13 protein-coding genes and 1 pseudogene are annotated in these 14407 nt (G+C 66.0%); 11 read left to right on the top strand and 3 right to left on the bottom strand.

Going from position 1 to position 14407, the window contains the following annotated elements; all coding sequences use genetic code 11:
* Nucleotides 1–10 precede the first annotated feature (10 nt).
* The 9 genes from rplT (at nucleotide 11) to CS006_RS08550 (ending at nucleotide 8661) form a co-directional block, all read left to right on the top strand.
* Nucleotides 11–394 (top strand): 50S ribosomal protein L20, encoded by a 384-nt coding sequence (gene rplT, locus CS006_RS08590; RefSeq protein ID WP_100511408.1) that lies wholly within the window; start codon nucleotides 11–13, stop codon nucleotides 392–394.
* Nucleotides 395–516: 122 nt separating this feature from the next.
* The gene (xerD, locus tag CS006_RS08585) at nucleotides 517–1422 is read left to right on the top strand and encodes a site-specific tyrosine recombinase XerD (protein ID WP_100511407.1); all 906 of its coding nucleotides are present in this window, start codon (nucleotides 517–519) and stop codon (nucleotides 1420–1422) included.
* Nucleotides 1423–1508: 86 nt separating this feature from the next.
* Nucleotides 1509–2348 carry a ParA family protein gene (locus tag CS006_RS08580; protein ID WP_100511406.1) on the top strand — a complete coding sequence of 280 codons (840 nt, stop codon included), beginning with the start codon at nucleotides 1509–1511 and terminating at the stop codon, nucleotides 2346–2348.
* A gap of 4 nt (nucleotides 2349–2352) precedes the next feature.
* Nucleotides 2353–3201 (top strand): segregation and condensation protein A, encoded by an 849-nt coding sequence (locus CS006_RS08575; protein ID WP_100511590.1) that lies wholly within the window; start codon nucleotides 2353–2355, stop codon nucleotides 3199–3201.
* Nucleotides 3201–3791 carry an SMC-Scp complex subunit ScpB gene (scpB, locus tag CS006_RS08570; protein ID WP_100511405.1) on the top strand — a complete coding sequence of 197 codons (591 nt, stop codon included), beginning with the start codon at nucleotides 3201–3203 and terminating at the stop codon, nucleotides 3789–3791. The genes CS006_RS08575 and scpB overlap by 1 nt, the downstream gene beginning before the upstream one ends.
* A 173-nt stretch (nucleotides 3792–3964) precedes the next feature.
* A complete protein-coding gene (gene typA / locus CS006_RS08565; protein WP_100511404.1) occupies nucleotides 3965–5887 on the top strand; it encodes a translational GTPase TypA in 1923 nt (640 codons plus the stop codon).
* 250 nt (nucleotides 5888–6137) lie between these two features.
* On the top strand, nucleotides 6138–6554 hold the full coding sequence (locus CS006_RS08560; protein ID WP_133119554.1) for an alcohol dehydrogenase: 417 nt from the start codon (nucleotides 6138–6140) through the stop codon (nucleotides 6552–6554).
* Between the two features lie 92 nt (nucleotides 6555–6646).
* Nucleotides 6647–7600, top strand: a complete 954-nt coding sequence (locus CS006_RS08555) for a prephenate dehydratase (protein ID WP_100511402.1) — start codon at nucleotides 6647–6649, stop codon at nucleotides 7598–7600.
* 5 nt (nucleotides 7601–7605) lie between these two features.
* Entirely contained in the window at nucleotides 7606–8661 is a 1056-nt protein-coding gene (locus tag CS006_RS08550) for a prephenate dehydrogenase (RefSeq protein WP_100511589.1), read from the top strand.
* 33 nt (nucleotides 8662–8694) lie between these two features.
* Here the strand turns inward: CS006_RS08550 and CS006_RS08545 are convergent, their stop codons facing one another.
* From CS006_RS08545 to CS006_RS08535, 3 genes are all read right to left on the bottom strand, one after another.
* Entirely contained in the window at nucleotides 8695–9297 is a 603-nt protein-coding gene (locus CS006_RS08545) for a TetR/AcrR family transcriptional regulator (RefSeq protein WP_100511401.1), read from the bottom strand.
* 82 nt (nucleotides 9298–9379) lie between these two features.
* Nucleotides 9380–9649, bottom strand: coding sequence for a DUF6725 family protein (locus CS006_RS08540; RefSeq protein WP_100511400.1), 270 nt, complete (start codon nucleotides 9647–9649; stop codon nucleotides 9380–9382).
* Between the two features lie 263 nt (nucleotides 9650–9912).
* Nucleotides 9913–11343, bottom strand: a complete 1431-nt coding sequence (locus CS006_RS08535) for a DASS family sodium-coupled anion symporter (RefSeq protein ID WP_100511399.1) — start codon at nucleotides 11341–11343, stop codon at nucleotides 9913–9915.
* A gap of 296 nt (nucleotides 11344–11639) precedes the next feature.
* On the opposite strand from CS006_RS08535, the pseudogene CS006_RS08525 reads away from it, so the two are divergent.
* Nucleotides 11640–13274, top strand: a pseudogene (locus CS006_RS08525) (NAD-dependent malic enzyme); the annotation flags it as partial.
* Between the two features lie 28 nt (nucleotides 13275–13302).
* On the top strand, nucleotides 13303–14298 hold the full coding sequence (locus CS006_RS08520; RefSeq protein ID WP_165777316.1) for a LysR family transcriptional regulator: 996 nt from the start codon (nucleotides 13303–13305) through the stop codon (nucleotides 14296–14298).
* Nucleotides 14299–14407 lie beyond the last annotated feature (109 nt).

Genomic DNA, 14407 nt, shown 5'->3' with positions numbered 1-14407 from the left:
GGAATACCATATGGCACGTGTAAAGCGCGCAGTCAACGCCCACAAGAAGCGTCGCGTCGTTCTCGAAAGGGCTTCGGGCTACCGCGGCCAGCGCTCCCGCCTGTACCGCAAGGCCAAGGAGCAGCTGCTGCACTCCTTCAACTACAACTTCCGCGACCGCAAGGCTCGCAAGGGTGACTTCCGCAAGCTGTGGATCCAGCGCATCAACGCCGCCGTCCGCGCCGAAGGCATCACCTACAACCGCTTCATCCAGGGCCTGCGCCTCGCCGACATCGACCTGGACCGTCGCGCCCTCGCCGAGATCGCCGTCTCCGATCCCGACACGTTCAAGACCATCGTGGAGGCCGCCAAGGCCGCCCTCCCCGAGGACGTGAACGCTCCGGCCAACGCCTGATAGCGAACCTTTTCGAAAAGGCCGTGGTCCGTACCATCCGTACGGACCACGGCCTTTCTCATTCGCGCATCGAAAACGCGACGACGAGGGGGAGTCGGGTACGATTGCCTGATGTGAACGATATGGATGAGCTCGTCGAACGGTTCCTGGCCTACATCGACGTGGAACGGGGACTGGCGAAGTCCACCATCGCCGCATACCGCTCCGACCTCGGACGATACACGGCCTGGCTGGCGAAGAACGGCGTAGGCGCGCCCGCCGCCATCACCCGCGGCCACGTCGAGGGATTCATCGCATCCCTCGCCGACGAAAGCGCGCGAAGCCGTGCACGCCGCCTCGCGGCCGTGCACGAGCTGCACCGGTTCATCGTGGCCGAGGGCAAGGCGCCGGCCGACGTCTCCGAAGGCGTCAAGGCGCCGAAAAGCCTCGACACCCTGCCCGACGTGCTCACCATCGACGAGGTGAAGGCGCTTCTCGACGCCGCCTCGCCGAAGGGGCCCGACGACGCCGTGGGACTTCGCGACAAGGCGCTGCTCGAATTCATGTACGCCACCGGATGCCGCGTCTCCGAGGCCGTCGGCGCCGACCTCGCCGACCTCGACCTCGAGGCGCGCGTCGCCCGGCTCATGGGCAAGGGATCCAAGCAGCGGCTCGTGCCCATCGGATCCTATGCGTGCGCCGCCCTGCGCGACTATCTCGCCGGCGGCCGCACCTCATTGATGGAACGGGCGAAACAGGGACCGGAGCTGCGGGCGGTGTTCCTCAACAAGCGGGGGCGGCGATTGTCAAGGCAATCCGTATGGGAGATCGTCAAGCTCGCCGGAAGACGCGCCGGCATCACCCGTCCGCTGCATCCGCACACCCTGCGGCATTCATACGCCACGCACCTGATCCAGGGAGGCGCCGACGTACGCAGCGTGCAGGAGCTGCTCGGCCACGCCTCGGTGACCACCACGCAGATCTACACGCATGTGAGCCCCCAGACGCTCATCGAGACGTACCTCACCTCGCATCCGAGGGCGCGATGAAGGCGCGCCGGGCGTCGTCGCGTAACCGAACCACATGTTGTCGAGTAATGCATGATTGATGCACGGCTGTTGTTAGCATGGTGCCTATGCCTACTGATCTGTTGGGGCGCGACTACGAGACCTTTCCCGCGCCAGAAGCTTTGGACCATCACGGACCTGCGACCATCATCGCCATGTGCAACCAGAAGGGCGGCGTAGGCAAGACCACCTCATCCATCAACATCGCCGGCGCGCTGACGAACTTCGGCCGCAAGGTGCTCATCGTGGACTTCGACCCGCAGGGCGCATCCTCCGTCGGGCTCGGCATCAACGCGAACTCCGTGGACAACACCATCTACACGGCGATGTTCAACATGTCGATGGACCCCCATGCCGTTATCCACCACACGCGGTTCCCCGACCTCGACATCATCCCCGCCAACATCGACCTGTCCGCCGCGGAGGTGCAGCTCGTCACCGAGGTCGGTCGCGAACAGGTGCTCGCCGGCGTGCTGCGTCCGCTGCGCGACGAATACGACGTCATCATCATCGACTGCCAGCCCTCCCTGGGCCTGCTCACCGTGAACGCGCTGACCGCCGCGGACGGCGTCATCATCCCCGTCGCCGCCGAGTTCTTCGCGCTGCGCGGCGTGGCGCTGCTCATGCAGTCCATCGAGAAGGTCAAGAGCCGCATCAACCCCGGGCTCGAGGTCTACGGCGTATTGGTGACCATGTACACGCGCACCCTGCATTCCGAAGAGGTACTCGACCGCATCTACGAGGCCTTCCAGGACAAGGTGTTCCACACGGTCATCACCCGTTCCATCAAACTGCCCGACGCCACCATCGCCGCCGCGCCCATCACCATGTACGCGCCGCAGCACAAGACCGCCAAGGAATATCGCGAGGTGGCCCGCGAGCTCGTCGCCCGTGGTGTCGTCGCCTGAGCGCATGCCCGTCCCGGATTCCGAGACCGCCGTCGAGGCGTCGCCGGGCGGGTTCACCGTCGAGCTCGAGGCGTATCAGGGCCCGTTCGACGTCCTCCTCGGCCTCCTGGCCAACAAGCGCCTCGAACTGACCGAGGTGTCGCTCTCCGCCATCACCGAGGAGTTCCTGCATCATCTCGATGCCCTGGACTTCGAGCGCAACATGGACGAGGCCAGCGCATTCATCGACGTGGCCTCGGTGCTCATCGAGGCGAAAAGTGCGGCGCTGCTGCCGTCGGACGATGACGGCGAGCCGGACGGTCACGGCATGGATGCGCTGCGTGAACGCGACCTGCTGTTCGCCAGACTGCTGCAGTATCGCGCGTTCAAGCAGGCCGGCGAGGACTTCCGCCGGCGTTTCGCCGACAACGCCGGCCGCATGCCCCATCCGGGCGGCGCCGCCGACGTCGTCGCCGAACCGCCGGAACTCGTCTGGACCGTCACGCCCGAACAGCTCGCAGGACTGGCGGCGCATGCCCTGGCCAATGCGCCCGCAAGCGAGGTGTCGCTGCATCAGCTGCATGTGCCGCTGGTCGACCTGCGACAGCAGGCGGCGATCGTGCGCACCCGTCTCCGCTCGCTGCCCGTCGGCGAATCGCTCACCTTTGCCGAACTCACCGCCGATGCCGAGACCCGTCTGCAGATCGCGGCGAGGTTCCTCGCGCTGCTGGCGTTCTTCAAACACGGCGTCGTACAGTTCCGACAGGACGAGCCGTATGCCGCACTGCACCTGCGCTGGGCCGACCACGACGGGTCGCGGCACGATGCCGCGATCGACGACATCGCATTGATCGACGAGGGGGATTTCGCCTGATGGCCAATACCGCAGAACACCACACCGAACGACTCGACCCCGCCGGATTCCCCGGCGGACTGGGCGCATGCCTGGAGGCGATCCTCATGGTGGCCGACCATCCATGCGGCGCCGACGAACTGGCCCGGGTGCTCGCCGCGGATGTGGAATCCATCGAACACGCCCTGAAGTCCCTGCAGGACCGCTACGACGACGAAACGACCCCGCACGGCTTCGAACTCCGCCACACCGCACGAGGCTGGCAGTTCGCCAGCCGAAGGGAATTCGAGCCGGTGGTGACGGCCTACCTCGGCGGAGGACAGACGGCGAGACTCTCGCAGGCCGCGCTGGAGACGCTGGCCATCGTCGCCTACCAGCAGCCGGTCACGCGCGCGCAGGTGGCCGCGATCCGCGGCGTGAACTCCGACGGCGTCATCCGGTCCCTCGCCATGAGGGAGCTCATCGCCGAACGCGGCGTGGACGACGAGACCCATGCGGCGCTGCTGGTCACCAGCGACCTGTTCCTCGAACACATGGGACTGCGCAGCCTCGACGAGCTGCCCTCATTGGCGCCGTTCCTCCCCGGCTCGGCCGACGAGGCGGCGCAGTAGCCGAATCCGTCCCGTTCCCCGACGTGCCCCGCCGCATCTTCCGGCAGGTCCGCTGTCAAGGAATACGGCTATCATTGGTGCGGTTTGTGTATTTCAGGGATAAAGACAGAACCAGTTTTTCCGAAATAATCCATTCGAGACGCAAATAGACAGTCAACTAAGAGAGGTTTTCGATGGCGGTACGCGGTGATATCCGTAATGTGGCGATTGTGGCTCACGTCGACCACGGCAAGACCACACTGGTGAACGCAATGCTCCAGCAGTCCCACGTGTTCAACGAACGCGAGGAAGTCCCGGATCGCGTGATGGACTCCAACGATCTGGAACGCGAGAAGGGCATCACCATTCTCGCCAAGAACACGGCCGTGGAGTACACCGGCCCGCTGGCCGCCAAGTACGGCCATCCCGAAGGCATCACCCTCAACATCATCGACACCCCCGGCCACGCCGACTTCGGCGGCGAGGTGGAGCGCGGCATCTCCATGGTCGACGGCGTCGTCCTGCTCGTGGACGCCTCCGAGGGCCCGCTGCCGCAGACCCGCTTCGTGCTGCGCAAGGCCCTCGAGGCCAAGCTGCCGGTCATCCTGTGCGTGAACAAGGTGGACCGCCCCGACGCCCGTATCGAAGAGGTCGTCGGCGAGACCTCCGACCTGCTGCTCGGCCTCGCCGACGACGTGCAGCACGAGGGTATCGACCTCGATCTCGACCAGCTGCTCGAAATGCCGGTGATCTACTGCGCCGCCAAGGCCGGCTACGCCTCCACCGACCAGCCCGCCGACGGCGGTCTGCCCGACAACGACAACCTCGAGCCGCTGTTCGAAGCCATCATCTCCAACATCCCCGCCCCCGAATACGAGGAAGGCGCCCCGCTGCAGGCGCATGTGGCCAACATCGACTCCTCCGACTTCCTCGGCCGACTCGGTCTGGTCCGCATCTACAACGGCACCCTGAAGAAGGGCGCCACCTACGGCCTGTCCCGTGTGGACGGCTCCATCGAGAACTTCCGCGTCTCCGAGCTGCTGCGCACCCAGGGCCTCGACCGCCAGCCGGTCGAGGAGGCGGGCCCCGGCGACATCGTGGCCGTCGCCGGCGTGAACGACATCATGATCGGCGAGACCATCGTCGACCCCAACGACCCGAAGCCGCTGCCGCTCATCCACGTGGACGACCCGGCCATCTCCATGACCTTCGGCGTCAACGACTCGCCGCTGGCCGGCACCGAAGGCAAGGACCACAAGCTCACCGCCCGCATGATCAAGGACCGCCTCGACCGCGAGCTCATCGGCAACGTGTCCATCAAGGTGCTGCCCACCGAGCGTCCGGACGCCTGGGAGGTCCAGGGTCGTGGCGAGCTGGCGCTGGCCGTGCTCGCCGAGCAGATGCGCCGCGAAGGCTACGAGCTGACCGTCGGCCGTCCGCAGGTGGTCACCAAGACCATCGACGGCAAGGTCAACGAGCCGATGGAGAACACCACCATCGACGTGCCCGAGGAATACATGGGCGCCGTCACCCAGCTCATGGCCGACCGCAAGGGCCGCATGGACAACATGACCAACCACGGCTCCGGCTGGGTGCGTCTGCAGTTCACCGTGCCGTCCCGCGGCCTCATCGGATTCCGCACCGCGCTGCTGAGCGCCACCCGCGGCACCGGCATCGCATCCTCCATCTCCGCCGGATATGCCCCGTGGGCCGGCGAGATCACCATCCGCCAGAACGGCTCCATGGTCTCCGACCGTCAGGGCGTCGCCACCCCGTATGCCATGCAGCGTCTGCAGGCCCGCGGCAACTTCTTCGTCGAACCGCAGTCCCCGGTGTATGAGGGCCAGGTCGTCGGCATCAACAACAAGCCCGATGAGCTCGACGTGAACATCACGCTGGCCAAGCACATGACCAACATGCGCTCCGCCACCGCCGACGTGCTCGAGACCCTCACCCCGCCGATCAAGATGAGCCTCGAGGAGTCCCTGGACTTCGCCAACGAGGACGAGTGCGTCGAGGTCACCCCCGAATCCATCCGCGTGCGCAAGATCATCCTCAGCCGCGACGAATGGTACAAGTGGCGTGCCAAGCAGCGTCGTCAGAACAACAACAAGTAGTTGTTCTGACGACCGTCGACGGCCTTGGCGGCCGCCTCCCTTCACCTACGGGGAGCCCTGATGGGCTCCCCGCTTGACGGTTCAGCAGAACAACAACAAGTAGTTGTTCCGACGACCGTCGACGGCCTTGGCGGGGCGTCGGCGGTCGCAACATCGCGCCATACTGGAACGTATGGCTCAGCGAACGATGAAACGAACTCCACGGCAGCGATCCGACGACACCATGCGACGGATGCCGTGGAGTTTTCGTTTGCCCATGTGGGCGCGCCTGTTCGTCTGCGTCCTCTCCGGCTTCATCGTCGGCCTCGTCGGTTCGGCGGCCCATCGCATGGGCGTGCCGTGGAACATCCCCTACGGTCTTGTGCTCTCGCTGCTGCTGGTCGGCATATCCGCGTGGTCGGCGCGAGCACGCTGCGACGGTCTCGGCGTGGGCTTCCATCTCATCGCCTCCGGCGCGGCGGCCATGCTCATCGCCTCCCATGCATCGAACTCCAGGGCGCTCATCATCTTCGGATACACGTCCGACGCCTATTCCCCGATCATGCAGAAGGCCGGCATCATCTGGCTGCTCGGCATGGTCGCCGTGCAGGTGCTCGTGCTGGTCATGCCCCGGCAATGGTGCCATGTGCCACCGCGCGAACGCTACCCGCATGAGTCCACGCACTGAAACGAGCCTCTCGTCTCGCCGCGCTCCCGCCTATGGTGGATAGACACCCATCGTCTCCGCGGCGACGCTCATCGATTCGGGAAAGGACCGGCATGGCCACAACGCTGCATTATCTCGGCCCAAGAGGGTCGTTCACCCATCAGGCCGCCATGGAGGCGTCCCGGCTCATCGACGGCGCGGGGGAGTGCGTCGCCGAACCGAACGTCGCCGCCATCTTCGACGCCGTGCGCAACCATGAGGGCTGGGGCGTCATCGCCTGGGAGAACAACGTCGAAGGCTACGTCGTGCCGAACCTCGATGCGCTCATCGACGCGGACGACATCGCCGGATTCGCACGCGTGGGGATGGGCATCGCCTTCGACGCCCTCGTCAGACCGAACCATACGGAACTCACCACCATATGCGCGCATCCGCATGGGCTGGCGCAATGCGCGGGATTCATCGCCGAACAGGGGCTCGCGGTCCGGCCGACGGCGTCCAACGCCGCGGCATGCCGTGACATCGCCGATGACCAGATCGCGCTCGCGCCGTCCGTCTGCGCCGACATCTACGGCCTCGACGTGCTGTCTCATGCCGTGCAGGACTTCGACGGCGGACGCACCGAGTTCCTCGTTCTCGCGCCCCGCGACGAGGTGAGGCGCCAGCTCGCATCCATACGATCCGACGATCGGGACTTCGAATCCATCGTGGCGTTCATCCTGCTCAACACCGGCCCCGGCGTACTCGCCAACCTGCTCGACATATTGCGATACGCCGGTCTCAACATGACCAGCTTCATCTCGAGGCCCATCAAGGGCAACGACGGCACCTACAGCTTCATCGCCACGTTCGACGCCGCCCCATGGCAGCCGCAGTTCAAGGCCGCGCTCGGACAGGTGCTCGCCCACGGCGACTGGGTCAAGACCCTGGCCGTCTATCCCCGGAGGGAGAGGCCCAGTCCGCCCGTCAGCGCGTGGATGCTCCCGCAGGGCGGCATCCATCTCGACGACACGACGACCGGCCGGAACAACGGCCCCGAGACCGATAGGGAACTGCTGTGGAAATGAACGACATGAACGAAAACGGCGGACTGCCGCAGGCCGCCACCATCGCCATCGCCGGACTCGGCCTGATCGGTGGCTCCCTGGCACGCCGCCTCGTCGCCGACGGGCGCCGCGTCGTGGCATGGAACCATCGTCCGCACCCGTACGAGCAGGCGCGGGCCGCCGGCATCGAATGCATGGACCGCATCGAGGACCTCGCCCTCGCCAAGCCGGACGTCCTCGTGCTGTGCACCCCGCTGAAGGCCATGCCGCAGGCCTTGGCGAGTCTCGCTCCGGTGCTCGGCCCCCATACGACGCTCACCGATGTCGGCAGCGTCAAGGGACAGGTGCGCGACGAGGTCAAGGCCGCCGGACTGGCCGACCGCTACGTCGGCGCCCACCCCATGGCCGGCAGCGAGTTCTCTGGATACGGCGCCTCCAGCCCCGACCTCTACGACGACGCGCTCTGGGCCGTCACCGTGGACGGCCACACCGACTACGACCGCTTCCTCATCGTCGCCGACATGATCTGCAACGGCGTCGGCAACCGCATCATCGTGCTGGACGACGACACCCACGACCGCGCGGCCGCCATGATCTCGCACATGCCGCACGTGGTCGCCACCGCGCTCGCCAACGAACTGACCGCCATGCCCGAACGCAACATCGCGCAGGCGCTCGCCGCCGGCTGCTGGCGCGACATGACGCGCGTGGCGCTCACCGATCCCGACCGCACCCGCGCCATGGTGGAGGAGGACGCCGCGAACGTGGCCGAACTGCTGCGCCATATGAGCCGACGTCTCGCCGGCATGGCCGACCTGCTTGAGAGTGAGGCCACCGCGGCGAGCGACGCGACGGCCGAATCCAGTCGTGAATCCATCCGCGGGTTCTTCTCCGTCGCGCAGCCCTACCGGGAATTCAAAGCCTGGCAGCGTTCCGGTGACGTCGACTACGACGAGGTATCGCTGTCGATCGATGCCGGCAATTGGCGCGCCGACCTGCTGGAATCCGCGAAGCGGGGCGAGCACATCATCCGCCTCGCCGGCCGTCACGGCTTCGTGGCGCAGGTGCGCACGGCGCTGTAGCCGTCCCTCTCCGCTTCGGAATCAGGGCGGGACCTACCGGGAGACGTCATCCGACAGCGCCGCGTCGAGCGGTCTGTCGGATGCGATCTTCTTCGCCCGTTCGATGAGCATGGCCATGTCCTCCGGCGATTCGTCGCAGCCGCGTCGCAGCCACATCCAGATGGCCGAGGTCAGGGCCGAGGCCATCATCTCCTTGCCGTACATGACGGGGATGCCGTCCGCCTCCAGCCGTATCCCCGATTTCTCCGTTTCGACCACCAGCAGGTCGGCGATCAGCTCCTTCGTCTTGGTGTAGAGCTCCATGTCGGAGCCGCTGTGCGATATGGCGTCGAAGAAATCGAAATCCCCCTTGATATAGCGCAGTCCGCCGAGAATGGCCTCATACGGGATGAACTCCTGCCCCGGCTGACGCTGCGATCTGAGGATGATGTCGGCCAGATCGCCCACGGCGTTGGCCATGAGCTGCTGTAGCAAATCGAACTTGTCGGTGTAATGCGTGTAGAACGTGCCGCGGTTGATCTGCGCCTCGCGGGCGATGTCGCTCACCGTGGTGGCGTCGAATCCCTTCTTCCGGGTCAGGGTGATGAACGCCTGCTTGACCGCCGCCTCGGTCCGCGTATTCCTGCGCTGTGCCATGTCGTCTCCTTGCCGATGGGCGTCGCGATGATTGTCCCGTCGGCAACATCTTACAGCATCAACACGTTGTGCAAATAAGGAATCAGGCTCGGTGTCCGGCGCGCAGTCGTTCGATGTTCGTCGGGCGTTCGGGGACCGGCTTGAACCGAACGATGTCGGCCGCCTTGATGTCGACCAGCTGGGCCGGACGGCGCCCGTTCGCGGATTCGTCGCGCAGCAGGCTCAGCGTCACCCCGTCCCATGCCGTCACATGGCCGACGAAATCGCGGTACTGCTCGCGTCCCTCTTCGTTCGTTCCTGCCGTCGTACGGACCACGAGCCGGGCCCCGACTGGAATATGGACAATGGTCATGCCCCGAGTCTATGGCTGACGTCTCGGGTCGGATTCTTCCATTCCTGTGATTTGCATCACATTTAACGTTTGCCTTTGGGGTGGTAGAGGTGTGTCGGGACAAACAAGGGTAGCGTGAGAGGTGGCGGGAAGCTCACTGCCCTCGATACCGCGATACGCGTATGAGGAACCAAGAACGACGAAGGGCCTCTTCGCCGGCGATGACGCCGGGAAGAGGCCGGGGCGCGAATGATTCCGCGTCTATGATCCGGACGTCGTTCCGATCACCAGATGCCGATGATCTTCCACCAACCCATGCCGACCGTGAGCCAGACGGCCACCGAGACGATGCCGCACAGGAAACCGATCTTCAGGAACTCGGGCGTCTTCACGTAGCCGGCGCCGTAGATCAGGGCGGCCGGGCCGGAGGCGTAGTGCGTCATCGCGCCGATCAGGCCGGTGGTGCAGCCGAGCATGAGTGCGGAGGCGGCCGGGGGAGCGCCGGCGGCGACGGCCACGCCGAGGAACAGCGTGTACAGGGCCACCGCCTGGGCGAGTTCGGCGGCGAACAGGTAATGCATGAGGAAGTAGCAGACCGTGAGCAGCGCCAGCACCGCCATCCACGGCAGGCCGTCCGTGGCCTGCGCGATGATCTCGCCGGCCCATTCGGCCACGCCGAGCTTATTGATCGGGGTGGCCATGCCGACCAGCACGCCGAAGAAGATGAGCGTGGACCAGGCGGAGGTGTTGGCCGCCATGTCCTTCCACGTGATGATGCCGGAGACGAGCAGCACGGCCACGCCGAGGAACGCGACGGTGGTGGCGCTGATGCCGGTCATCGAACCGGTGGCCCACAGCACCAGCATGACGACGAACGTGGCGGCCATGATCCACTCCTTGACGCTCAGGCGTCCCAGCTCCTTGAGCTCCTTGCGGGCGTCGCTCTGCGCGGACGGCACATGCTTGATGGTCGGCGGATACACCTTGTAGACCAGCGCCGGGATGATGAGCAGGCACAGCACGCCGGGGACGATGCCGGCGAGCGCCCACGTGCCCCATCCGATGGTGACGTCCGAGTCGGCGGCGAGCTGGGCGACGACGGGGCCGGCGGCCATGGCGGTGATGAACATGGCGGAGGTGATGGCGTTGACGTTGTTGGCGGTGATGGCGAGGTAGGCGCCGATGCGGCGACGGGATTCGTCGGATTCCGGCGTGGACTTCTGCACGTCGCTGATGGACGTGATGATGGGGAAGAGGATGCCGCCGAGGCGCGCCGTGTTCGACGGGGTGGCGGGGGCGAGCAGCAGGTCGGCGGCGGACAGGCCGTAGGATATGCCGAGCGTGGACTTGCCGAGCAGGCTGATGAACACCAGGGCGATGCGGCGACCGAGTCCGGTCTTGACGAAGCCCTGGGCGATGAAGAACGCGGCGACGATGAGCCAGATGGATGCGCTGCCGAGCCCGGCGAACGCCTCGGTCTTCGGGTCCATGGCGCCGGTGAGCATGGCGATGGTCAGGCCGATGATGGCGACTGCCGATGTGGGCAATGGCTGGAGGATGAGGCCGAGGATGGTGCCGAGGAAGATGGCGAGCATGTGCATGGCCCTGGGCTCGAGGCCGCCGGGCGGCGGCACCATATAGATGGCGACGGTGACGGCCACGCAGACCGCGGCCTTGATGAGCTGGCTGGTTCGTTGCCTGGTTGTCTGCGTCATGATGCTCCTTCGTGCGGCGTTGCGTTTGGGTGGGACCGCGGATGGCGTCGTCGTCATCGTGCGGATCCAATGTGATGCAATCGAGCGTAGGGAAACTGTGACGTGGTTCACAAATAAGCATCGTCTATATGGGGTGGACTCGCCGTTGGTCATGGCTATGAACGTTGATATTTCAGGCGTGTCGTACATATAAGCGTTGTTTATTTGTAGGGTGCGCGCCGTCTTCCTAGGTTGGTAGACATCAGCCGGGCAGCGAGGCCCGGACGTCGGCGGAAGCCGGCGGGAAGTCGAGACTAAGGACGGTAATCATGACCGGAATGGAAACGCTGAGGAACCCCTTCGCCAACAAGGGCGCCGCCTTCACCGCCGCGGAGCGCATCGCCAACGACGTGGACGGTCTGCTGCCCGCCGCCGTGCGCACGCTCGACGCACAGGAAAAGGTGATGCACGCCCGCTTCTCCGCCATCGACGGCGACCTCAACAAGCGGCTGTACCTGATGGGCGTGGCCCGCGAAAACCGTGCGCTGTTCTACCACGGCATGGCCCGTCACCTGACCGAATACATGCCGATCGTATACGCGCCGACCGTCGCCCAGTCCATCCAGCAGTACGACAGGTACTATCTCGGCAGCGACGTGGCCTACGTGTCCATCGAGCATCCCGAACGCATCAAGGACGCGCTGCGCCAGTACGCCCAGGGCCGCGACATCGACCTCATCGTGGCCACCGACGGCGAAGGCATCCTCGGCATCGGCGACTGGGGTGCGCAGGGCGCGGAGATCCTCACCGGCAAGCTCGCCGTCTACACGGCCGCCGCCGGCATCGACCCCTCGCGCGTGCTGCCCGTCATGATCGACGTGGGCACCAACCGCAAGGAACTGCTCGAGAACCCCGACTACGTGGGCAACCGGTTCCCCCGCGTGCGAGGCGAACGCTACGACGCGTTCATCGACGCGTTCGTGCACGACAGCCTCGAACTCTACCCGGACGCCCTGCTGCACTGGGAGGACTTCGGCCGCCCCACCGCCGCGCCGATCCTCGAACGCTACCGTCGTGACGTACTCACCCTCAACGACGACATCCAGGGCACCGGCGTGACCGTGCTCGCCGCACTCGTCGCCGCCCGCAGGATCGCCGGCACCGGCTACGAGGACACGCGCATCCTCGTGTTCGGCGCGGGCACCGCCGGCGTCGGCATCGCCGACCAGCTCGTCGACGACATGGTCATGAACGGCGGCATGGACCGCGCCCAGGCCATGGCGCAGGTCGCCCTCGTCGACCGCTACGGCCTCGTGCTCGAAGGCCAGGAGAATCTCACCGAAGGCCAGCGCAAGTACGCGCACGACCCGGCCGAATTCGCCGACGTGGCCGACACCACCGACCTCGCCCAGGTCGTCGACGCGTTCAGGCCGTCCGTGCTCATCGGCACCTCCACCCGCCCCGGCGCCTTCGACGAACGCGTCGTCACCGCCATGGCCAGCCACGTGGAGCGCCCGCTCATCTGCCCGATCTCCAACCCGACCGAACTCGCCGAGGCCAAGGCCGCCGACGTGATTCGCTGGACCGACGGCAAGGCGTTCGTCATCACCGGCACGCCATCCGCCCCCGTGGAATACAACGGCGTCACCTACCACATCGGCCAGGGCAACAACGCGCTCATGTACCCGGGCCTGTGCTTCGGCGCCATCGTCGGCAAGGCGCGCCTCATCAGCGACCGCATGCTGCTCGCCGGCGCCCACGCCATCTCCGACATGATCGACGTGGACCAGCCGGGCGCCGCCGTACTGCCGCCGGTCAGCCGCCTCACCGAGATCTCCCGAAGGGTCGCCACCGCCGTGGCCGAACAGGCCATCGCCGAAGGTCTCAACCGCGAACCCGTGCCCGATGTGCCCGCCGCCGTCGACGCCGCCACCTGGCACCCCGAGGACTGAGGTCGGTTCCTCGAACACCCCGCGTACAATGACACACACCAATGTCGTCGTACGCGGGGGAGGCAATGTGGCGTCGATAGAGAACATACGCGACCTCGAACTGTTCCAGCTCGTCGCCGAACTCGGCAGCTTCACCGACGCCGCCTCCGCGGCCGGAGTCTCCCAGCCCACCGTCTCACAGGCGGTCAAACGCCTCGAATCCCGACTCGGCGCCACCCTGCTGCAACGTCAGCGTTTCGGCGCCGGCGGAGGCCTCAGCCTCACCGCCGAAGGCCTTATCGTCGTCCGCCATACCGCCGCCATACTCGGCGAGCTCGACGCGCTCGCCGACGACCTCGACGCCGCGCACGCGCCCGACGTCTACACCGTGGGGCTGCCGCCCATCATCTCCGCCTATCTGCTCGGCGACGCCTCCATCGACATGCTTGCCGACCGGCTGCACGGCCGCATATCCGTGCAGTCGGTCGGCTCCAAACGGCTCATGGAGCAGATCGAACGCCACGACGTGGACTTCGGCGCCGTGGCCACCATCGACGACCGTCCCGACATCGGCGGCATCCAATCGTTCAAGATCGCGTCCTTCCCCTTCGAACTCGTCCATTCGACCGCCAACCCGCCCGACGCGCTCAAAGGACGTCACGACTTCGACTTCGCCGACGAGACGCTGTTCCGGGGCCTGCGGTTCGTCACTCTCGGCGACGACTTCGTGCATTCCAAGGCGGTCGCGGAGTTCCTCCGCTCGCGCATCGACGTCACCCAGCTCATCGAAGTCGCCGACGTCAACACCATGAAGGCCATCATCGCCTCCGGTCTTGCCGTCGGCCTCATGGCCTCCGTCGCCGTCGGGAACGACGACCGTCTCGCAACCCTGCCCGTGACCGGCGTGGAACTGCCCACATTCGACGTCTACGTGTTCAACGACGAGACCCGCGACGCCGCAGGCCAGAACGGCGGCCGCGCAGACGGGGCCCGGGCGTTCCTCGACGTCATCGGCCGCACCCTCGCCAACGGAGCCAATGACTGACGGAGCCAATGACTGACCGACGCGCGCCCGCCGCATGACGACGCTCATACGGTCCGCGCATGGACGACCATGCACAACGAACATTCGTATGGTCCGTGATTCCGTGGTA

It is taken from the genome of Bifidobacterium primatium (assembly GCF_002802875.1).
GTDB lineage: Bacteria > Actinomycetota > Actinomycetes > Actinomycetales > Bifidobacteriaceae > Galliscardovia > Galliscardovia primatium.
Note: the sequence above shows the minus strand (reverse complement) of the source record. Positions and strands in the feature narration are given on the sequence as shown.

Coding starts and splice junctions, on each gene's coding strand:
- rplT (WP_100511408.1), top strand. CDS start 11: ATGGCACGTGTAAAGCGCGCAGTCAACGCCCACAAGAAGCGTCGCGTC.
- xerD (WP_100511407.1), top strand. CDS start 517: ATGGATGAGCTCGTCGAACGGTTCCTGGCCTACATCGACGTGGAACGG.
- CS006_RS08580 (WP_100511406.1), top strand. CDS start 1,509: ATGCCTACTGATCTGTTGGGGCGCGACTACGAGACCTTTCCCGCGCCA.
- CS006_RS08575 (WP_100511590.1), top strand. CDS start 2,353: ATGCCCGTCCCGGATTCCGAGACCGCCGTCGAGGCGTCGCCGGGCGGG.
- scpB (WP_100511405.1), top strand. CDS start 3,201: ATGGCCAATACCGCAGAACACCACACCGAACGACTCGACCCCGCCGGA.
- typA (WP_100511404.1), top strand. CDS start 3,965: ATGGCGGTACGCGGTGATATCCGTAATGTGGCGATTGTGGCTCACGTC.
- CS006_RS08555 (WP_100511402.1), top strand. CDS start 6,647: ATGGCCACAACGCTGCATTATCTCGGCCCAAGAGGGTCGTTCACCCAT.
- CS006_RS08550 (WP_100511589.1), top strand. CDS start 7,606: ATGAACGAAAACGGCGGACTGCCGCAGGCCGCCACCATCGCCATCGCC.
- CS006_RS08545 (WP_100511401.1), bottom strand. CDS start 9,297: ATGGCACAGCGCAGGAATACGCGGACCGAGGCGGCGGTCAAGCAGGCG.
- CS006_RS08540 (WP_100511400.1), bottom strand. CDS start 9,649: ATGACCATTGTCCATATTCCAGTCGGGGCCCGGCTCGTGGTCCGTACG.
- CS006_RS08535 (WP_100511399.1), bottom strand. CDS start 11,343: ATGACGCAGACAACCAGGCAACGAACCAGCCAGCTCATCAAGGCCGCG.
- CS006_RS08520 (WP_165777316.1), top strand. CDS start 13,303: ATGACACACACCAATGTCGTCGTACGCGGGGGAGGCAATGTGGCGTCG.